Source organism: candidate division WOR-3 bacterium (genome assembly GCA_039801365.1).
Taxonomy (GTDB): Bacteria; Hydrothermota; Tepidihabitantia; order Tepidihabitantales; family Tepidihabitantaceae; genus JBDRUN01.
This window is the reverse complement of the sequence record JBDRUN010000102.1, coordinates 1-7,645: the sequence shown is the minus strand read 5'-3', so window position 1 is coordinate 7,645 and position 7,645 is coordinate 1. Positions and strand designations below refer to the sequence as shown.

At 58.2% G+C, this 7,645-nt stretch carries 5 protein-coding genes; 4 read left to right on the top strand and 1 reads right to left on the bottom strand.

The features are described 5' to 3' along the window. The first annotated feature begins 281 nt into the window (after positions 1–281). From ABIL25_10180 to truA, 4 genes are all read left to right on the top strand, one after another. Complete coding sequence (locus ABIL25_10180; protein ID MEO0082634.1) at positions 282–1,781, top strand: PQQ-binding-like beta-propeller repeat protein; 1,500 nt, start codon at positions 282–284, stop codon at positions 1,779–1,781. A gap of 87 nt (positions 1,782–1,868) precedes the next feature. Next, positions 1,869–4,904, top strand: coding sequence for an isoleucine--tRNA ligase (ileS, locus tag ABIL25_10175; GenBank protein MEO0082633.1), 3,036 nt, complete (start codon positions 1,869–1,871; stop codon positions 4,902–4,904). Next, positions 4,891–5,271 carry a TraR/DksA C4-type zinc finger protein gene (locus ABIL25_10170; protein ID MEO0082632.1) on the top strand — a complete coding sequence of 127 codons (381 nt, stop codon included), beginning with the start codon at positions 4,891–4,893 and terminating at the stop codon, positions 5,269–5,271. The genes ileS and ABIL25_10170 overlap by 14 nt, the downstream gene beginning before the upstream one ends. Positions 5,272–5,330: 59 nt before the next feature. Next, positions 5,331–6,143 carry a tRNA pseudouridine(38-40) synthase TruA gene (gene truA / locus ABIL25_10165; protein MEO0082631.1) on the top strand — a complete coding sequence of 271 codons (813 nt, stop codon included), beginning with the start codon at positions 5,331–5,333 and terminating at the stop codon, positions 6,141–6,143. A 103-nt stretch (positions 6,144–6,246) separates the two neighbouring features. Here the strand turns inward: truA and ABIL25_10160 are convergent, their stop codons facing one another. Beyond that, positions 6,247–7,494, bottom strand: a complete 1,248-nt coding sequence (locus tag ABIL25_10160) for an ABC transporter substrate-binding protein (protein ID MEO0082630.1) — start codon at positions 7,492–7,494, stop codon at positions 6,247–6,249. Between the last annotated feature and the right edge of the window lie 151 nt (positions 7,495–7,645).

Here is a 7,645-nt window from a genome sequence, read left to right as displayed (position 1 = left end):
TCAGACACGCCGAGCTTGAAAGGAAGGAATTCCTGACCGATACTATGGTTGTCCATAAGGCTGCTCCTCTCTCCACCCAATGGGTGAAAGTTGTTCATACCTGTTAGACGCAAAAGCTGACAGGAAATACAAGAGGTGCAGCCTTCTTTGTTGTAGTTCTATATCGGCACTAGGGCGCAGGGTGAAACCTTGACAGACGCGGTTTTGCGGCTATCCTTACAGCTTGGGCATTGCAACGTAACCACAGCAGCGCCAAGAGCATATGAACGCAGGAGGAGACGATGAAGTTTGCCAGAGTTGTCCTCATCGCACTTGCCGCGACCTTTTTTCTTTTCGGCATCTGCGGCCATGCGCCGGCAGTGCCTGAGAAACCCAGAGGCCCGGCCCGCGGCATGGTCGCAGTGGTACTGGCGTGTACCACACAGACCACCGACCCGAAGGGTGCGGATGTCGCCTATCAGTTCGACTGGGGCGACGGCACGCGTTCGGGGTGGTCAGCATTTGTAGCTGGTGGCCAGGCATTCGCCGATACGCACACTTACTCTCAACCCGGTTCCTATGAGGTCAAGGCCCGGGCCAAGAACTCAAAGAAGGCATCGGGCTGGTCTGAACCGCTGACGCTGCTTGTTGACCCAGCCGAGGGCGGGGTCCGTTGGAGTTTTGCCTTCACCGACCCGGAGGACCCGGAGGATTCAGCCGACTTCAGCCTCAATACCTTTGGACTCGACCTGGACCGCGACGCTGCCTATATCGGGTGTGACTACGGCGGGTTCATAGCGCGCAAGCTGGACCGCACGCTGCGCTGGGAGTTTGTGAATCCGGACGGCGACGAATTCATGGGTGGCGCCTCGGTCGGCCCGGACGGCACAGTTTTTACTAGCTGCGCGAACGACTCGTTCTACGCGCTCAACCCGAACGGCACGCGCAAGTGGGTCATCTATGTTGGTGAAGATGTCTATGCCACTCCAGCGGTCGCATCGAACGGCACGGTGTATATCCATACCATGGGTGATTCGCTCTTGGCCGTTAGCAACGGCACACGATTGTGGTCCTGTTTTACTGGCGGCGGCTGTTCATCGCCGGCAATTGGCAAGGACGGTACGGTGTACGTCGCCAACCAGGAGGGCAGCATATTTGCGCTCGACCCGACCACTGGCACCAAGAAATGGAGCTACTCGCTTTCCACTAGTGAAATCATGGCCTCGCCGGCAATTGATGACTCACTAGGCACTACTTACGTGTGCGACGAAAACGGCTGGTTTGCATCGCTCAGCCTAAGCGACCTTTCGGAAAACTGGGTCGTGCAGGTCGGCGAGGCACCTTCGTCACCGGTAGTTGGTCCCGACCACACCATCTACGTCGGGGCCGGTGGCAAGTTATATGCGCTCGACCCGACAAACGGCTTGGCACTCTGGACCTATGTACCGCCGCTTTCCGATGGGGTTGTCTCCACACCCGCGGTCTCAAGTTCCGGCTGCATCTACTTCCTTGTGACCGTGGGTAAACGTGCCCGGTCTGCGTCACGACAAGGTTCAGATAACCGGTTCGAGAACCCGGATTCACTCTACGCCGTGAACTCAAACGGTTCGCGGCGCTGGGCCTGCGCACTCGGCGAGGGCTTTTCGGCCGAGTTCATTTCCTCGCCGAAACTTGACGCCGACGGCAACATTTACATCGGCTCAGGCCTTGCCGCTTGGTGCGTGCGGGGCACGGGCGGGCCAGCCGCCTCACCCTGGCCGATGTTCCAGGCCGATGCTGCTAATACCGGACGGGCAAGATAGGACGCTCACACTCTACGTCCGGAAGACGACATCCGGTGAGCCCACGTGAACGGTCCGGCGTAATTCGTATGGTGTAGGAGGTAGTACGTGTTTTCCCCGGTTCCCCGTCAACCGGACCATGCCGCGATTGAACGCCGGGTTCTTACCTTCTGGCAGAAGCACAACTGCTTTGCCAAACTCGTTCAGCGCAACCGTGGCGGTCCCAAATTCCGATTCCTCGACGGACCGATTACTGCGAACGGCCCGATGGGCGTGCACCACGCTTGGGGCCGAACCTACAAGGACCTGTTTCAGCGCTACAAGGCGATGCAGGGCTTTGATCAGCGGTGGCAGAACGGCTTCGACTGTCAGGGACTCTGGGTCGAGGTCGAAGTCGAGAAAGAATTGGGCTTCCGGTGCAAGAAAGATATCGAGCAGTACGGCATTGACCGGTTTGTTGAGAAGTGCAAGGAAAGAGTGGTAAAGTACGCCCGCGTCCAGACTGCGCAGTCGGTCCTCATCGGTCAGTGGATGGACTGGGAGAACTCCTACTACACAATGTCAGAAGAGAACAACTACTCCATCTGGTATTTCCTCAAACGGTGCCATGAGCGCGGGCTTATCTACGAAGGTATTGACGTCATGCCTTGGTGCGCACGCTGTGGCACCGCAGTTTCGGAAATGGAAATTGCCACCGAAGGTTACCGGGAGCTGACTCATAAGGCTGTGTTTCTGCGTTTTCCGATTCTCACCGACAGCGGCGAGCGGACCCAGAACGCCGAATACCTGCTCGTCTGGACGACAACGCCTTGGACCCTGACGGCCAACACTGCTTGCGCAGTACACCCGGAACTAACCTATGTCCGTGCCCGTTGCTCTTCAACCCAGAATCCGAAATCCAAGACCCGAGATAGCCAGGTTTACATCTTGGCCAAGGACCTTTTGAAGGTCCTCGGTCCTGATGCTGAAGTTCTTGAGGAACTCAAGGGTAGCCAACTCGTCGGTCTGAAGTACGCCGGCCCCTACGATGAACTTGCACCCCAGGCCGGCATCGTCCATCGGGTGGTTCCCTGGGACGAGGTCAGCGCAGCCGAAGGTACCGGCATCGTCCACATCGCGCCGGGATGTGGCAAGGAGGACTTCCTGCTCGGCAAGCAACACGGTTTGGCCATAGTCGCGCCGCTCGAAGAGGACGGCACATTCCGGCCTGAGTTCGGCTGGCTTGCTGGCCGCGGCTCGGCCGAGGCGGCCTTGGCAATATTTGAGGACTTGGCAAGAAAGGGCGTACTGGTCCGGGTTGAGGACTACACCCACCGTTACCCGGTCTGCTGGCGCTGTGGGCAAGAACTTGTCTTCCGTCTTGTTGATGAATGGTTCATCCGCATGGACGCCGACTCCGAACTATCGAGCTCAGGCCGCAGCCTGCGGGAGGAAATCATGGAATCAGCCCGTCAGGTACGCTGGATTCCGGAATTCGGCCTGGAACGTGAACTGGACTGGTTGCGCAACATGTCCGACTGGTGCATCTCCAAGAAGCGCTACTGGGGTCTAGCTCTACCGATTTACAAGTGCGAATGTGGATGGTTCGACGTCATCGGCTCTCGTGAGGAGTTGAAGGAACGTGCAGTCTCAGGCTGGGAGCGCTTCGATGGTCATACCCCACACCGGCCGTGGATTGACGAAGTGAAAATAGCCTGTGGTCGGTGCGGCCGGCCGGTTACCCGCACCAAAGACGTCGGCAACCCATGGCTCGACGCCGGCATCGTGCCATTCTCGACCACCCATTACCTGACCGACCGCAACTACTGGAAGGAATGGTTCCCATTCGACTTCATTACTGAGTCCTTTCCTGGCCAGTTCCGTAACTGGTTCTATGCCATTCTGGCAATGAGCACAGTACTCGAGCACCAGGCTCCGTTCCGGACTGTACTCGGGTACGCAACGATGAAAGCCGAGGACGGCCGGGAGATGCACAAGTCCTGGGGTAACGCTATCGAGGTCGAAGAAGCGGTCGAGAAGATGGGCGCGGACGTGATGCGCTGGGTGTTCCTGGCGCACAATCCGGTCCAGAATCTACTATTCGGGTATCACGGTGCCCGCGAGGTTGAACGCAAGCTCCTTACCTTCTGGAACGTTTACAGTTTCTTCGTGACCTACGCCAACATTGACAACTGGAACCCTCGAACAATAGAACCCCCGAACCATGGAACCCTTTCTCTGCTCGACCGCTGGATTCTCTCCCGGCTCAACTCGCTTGTCCGGTTTGCCCGGGAGAGACTGGACGACTACGACCCGTCACCGTTCACCAGGCAAGTCGAAGAATTCTTCGAAGAGCTTTCCACCTGGTATGTCCGCCGGAGCCGACGTCGGTTCTGGAAGTCGGCCTCTGACCAGGACAAGAACGCCGCGTACCACACCCTATACGTCTGCCTTGAGACCATTACCAGAGTGCTTGCGCCGGCGATGCCGTTTCTCGCCGAGGATATCTATCAGAACCTCGTGCGTTCGCACAACACGGCCGCACCCGAATCGGTCCACCTGTGCGAGTACCCGAAGCCCGACTCAACATTCATTGACCCGGAGCTTGAGCACGAAGTGGAGCTGGTCCGCGCGGCAGTATCACTCGGTCGCTCTGCCCGCGAACAGGCAAGACTCAAGGTCCGACAGCCCCTGTCGTCATGCATTATCCGCCTGCTTTCGCCCGAAGACCAGACTATCTACCTACGTCACGCCGACGCAATCAAGGAGGAGCTGAACGTCCGCGACGTGCTTTTTACTGAGTCTGGTGCTCAGTTCCCGGACGGATTCGTATCGGCCGAGCAAGCCGGAATGGCGGTTGGCGTCAACACTAGACTGACGCGCGAGCTGGAGAACGAGGGCTTAGCCCGGGAACTGGTCCACAAGATACAGGGAATGCGCAAGCAGGCCGGCTTCGAGGTCACTGACCGCATCCGGCTCTACTGCATCGCTTCCCCGCGACTGACCGAAGCGGTCAACGATTACCGGGACTACATCAGCCGCGAAACGCTCGCACTGACAATCAGCAACGCATCGCCCCCCGACCCGGATATCGCCAGCGAGACGACAGTAAACGGTGAAGCGGTAAGACTGGCACTGAAACGGATTAAGAATGAACAAACCTAGAAAGCTGACCAAGGCCGAAATTCTGAAGTTCGAGAAGGCGCTGCTCGCGGAAAAACAGCGGATACTGCGTCAGGGTGCAATCGCCGAGAAAATCATGGAAGCGTGTGCACCAGATGCGACCGGCGACCTATCCCGGCACCGCACCCACACCGCTGACCAAGGCACCGAGAGCTACCAGCGTGAGCTCGCTTCAAGACTACGCTCGATCGAAAGTGCGACCCTGCGTGAGATTGACGATGCGCTGCGCCGCATCTCTAGCGGAACTTACGGTGCATGTGAGAAATGTGGCGACCACATCCCCAAAGCCCGCCTCGAAATCGTACCGCACGCTCGGTTCTGCATGAAGTGCCTGAGGGACACGCGTTAGTCGAACCTCGCAAATTGCGGCGGGGCGATACCCCCCTGTGCCGGCAACCAGAAGTCCCGTTGCTAAAACCCAAATCCGAACCTGCTCTTGTGGAAACCGGGGCTTCTAGGATCGCTCTAGATTCCGGATGTCGGACGCCCAAGTACAACATCAGGCTGCTGCTCGAATTCGACGGCTCAGGCTTTGCCGGTTGGCAGTTCCAACCTGGGATTCGTACCGTCCAAGGCGAACTCCAATCCGCGCTTGCAAAAATCCTAGGCCGGCCAGTCAAAATCAACGGTTGTTCGCGCACCGATGCTGGAGTCTCGGCCCGCAACTACGTTGCCAACTTCTACTGGGACTCAGCTATACCGCTCAACCGCATCTGCCGTGCGCTGAACTTTCACCTACCCCGTGAGATACTCGTCAAGGAGGTTGCGGAAGCTCCGCCCGAATTCCATGCCCGGTACAGTGCTAGGAGCAAGACCTACCTCTACCGCATCCTACGGGACCGCTCGCCCCTACGCATGTCTCGGGCCTGGGAGTATTGCTTTCCACTCGAGTCCGACCGCATGCGCCGGGCGCTTGAGCTCTTTGCCGGTCGGCATGACTTCTGTGCCTTCTGCCATCTGCGGCTGGCTGATGAATCAGCCAGCGCCTTCTGCACCGTTACTCGCACCAGTTTAGTCGAACATGGCGACGAGATTCTCGTAACCGTCAAGGGTGACCGGTTTCTCTACAAAATGGTACGGAGAATAGTCGGCGCGGTCGTGGCCTATGGTGCAGGCAGAATCAGACTGGCCGATATCCGGGCCGCGCTGGCTGGTAGGAAGCACCGACCATTCCAGACTGCTCCGGCTCACGGCCTCATTCTCGACTCAGTCGAGTACTGACTGCCGGCCTGACGACTCAACCGCTACTTCTGATCCCGCTCTGATTTCGGCCCTACTCGAACCTGTTCCTAACGCCCTGCTCTCTCCCTTCTCCTGCTCCTATCTATTCTCTCCCTTGCTGGTACCGAGCTGCCGCATCGTCCAAGGCCTGTTTTGGAGTCTTGGCTCCGAGCATCGCCTGTTCAAGTTCCTCAACCAGCGCCTTGCGACCGGCAAGCCACCGTAGTCCCCTGGGTTCGAACACTGCGCAGTCCATCTGGGCGTAGGCCTCCTTCAGCCCAGGTGTACTAGCAAACCGCTCCTTGATCCGCGGGTCATTGAGGCACCGGCGGTGTATCGGCACGTACCACGTCCCAAGCGACCACTCAGTCTGCTGCTCGGGCGATATGAACCACTTGATGAAGGCCCATGCCGCCGCCTTCTCCTCAGATTTGGCGCGCCGAAACATACCAATGTTCGTACCGTACACAATTGCCGCGGGCCGGTCCCAGGTCGGTATCGGTGCCATCCCGACCTTGAACGTTTCATTCTTCACCACCGGTGCTCGCCAAGTCGAACTGCCAGTCAGAGTAGCAATTTTCCCAACAAGAAAGTCGTCCATCGGCGTCCGGCCAACGTCGGTATTCTGCACCCGGTCCTTAAGCACCATGTCAACCTGAAACTGCAGTGCCGCCACGCCAGCCGGGCTGTTGAACTCAGGCCTGCCGTCCTCCTTGTCAACAAATCGCCCACCCTTCTGAAACAGCATCGAACCAAATATCCAGATATCGGTCCCGCCAGCCGCACCCCAAACTTCAGTATTCCCGGCCGGGTCCCGCTTCGTTAGTCGGTTCACGGCTTCTCTGAACTCGGACCAGGTCTTGGGAAACTCCGAATATCCTGCCTGCTCAAACATCGGCACGTTATAGTAGTACACCGGCACCGACTTGTTGAACGGCAGGGTCAAGAGTCTGCCGTCCCAGGAGTTGTTCTCAAGCAGCGCTGGATAGATGTCGGCCAAGTCTGCCTCGGAAAGTCCGTCCGGCCCGCGCACGAAGCTATCAAGGAATACGAGTTCGCCGGTGGCCAGAAGCTGGCTTGTCCAGTTCTCATACATCTGAGAAATGGTTGGTGGCTCTTGAGCCGCAACCGCGGCCATCAACTTCTGAGACAGAGCATCGTAGTTGCCCATCCCTACAAGCTCGATCCGAATGCCGGGATGAGTGCGTTCGAACTCCTCGCACATCGCTTTCAGGGTTTTCTGCGACTCGCCCCCCATCGCATGCCAGAACTTCACCGTGACCTTCTGGTGGCCTGTGCCGCATGTAACGGTTAGTCCGAGCGCGGACAGAACGACAAGGCACGCTTTCATGGTTCGATTCTAAACTCGCCCGCACCATTGTCAACGCATCGGCCGAGGGCCGGCCAAGGCACATCGTGACCCCCTGCCTGACGCTTGCGCGTTTCATATGATACCCGTAGCGCCAGCAACTCGTCAAGGTCGAGCGCAGGCAACAGGAGAA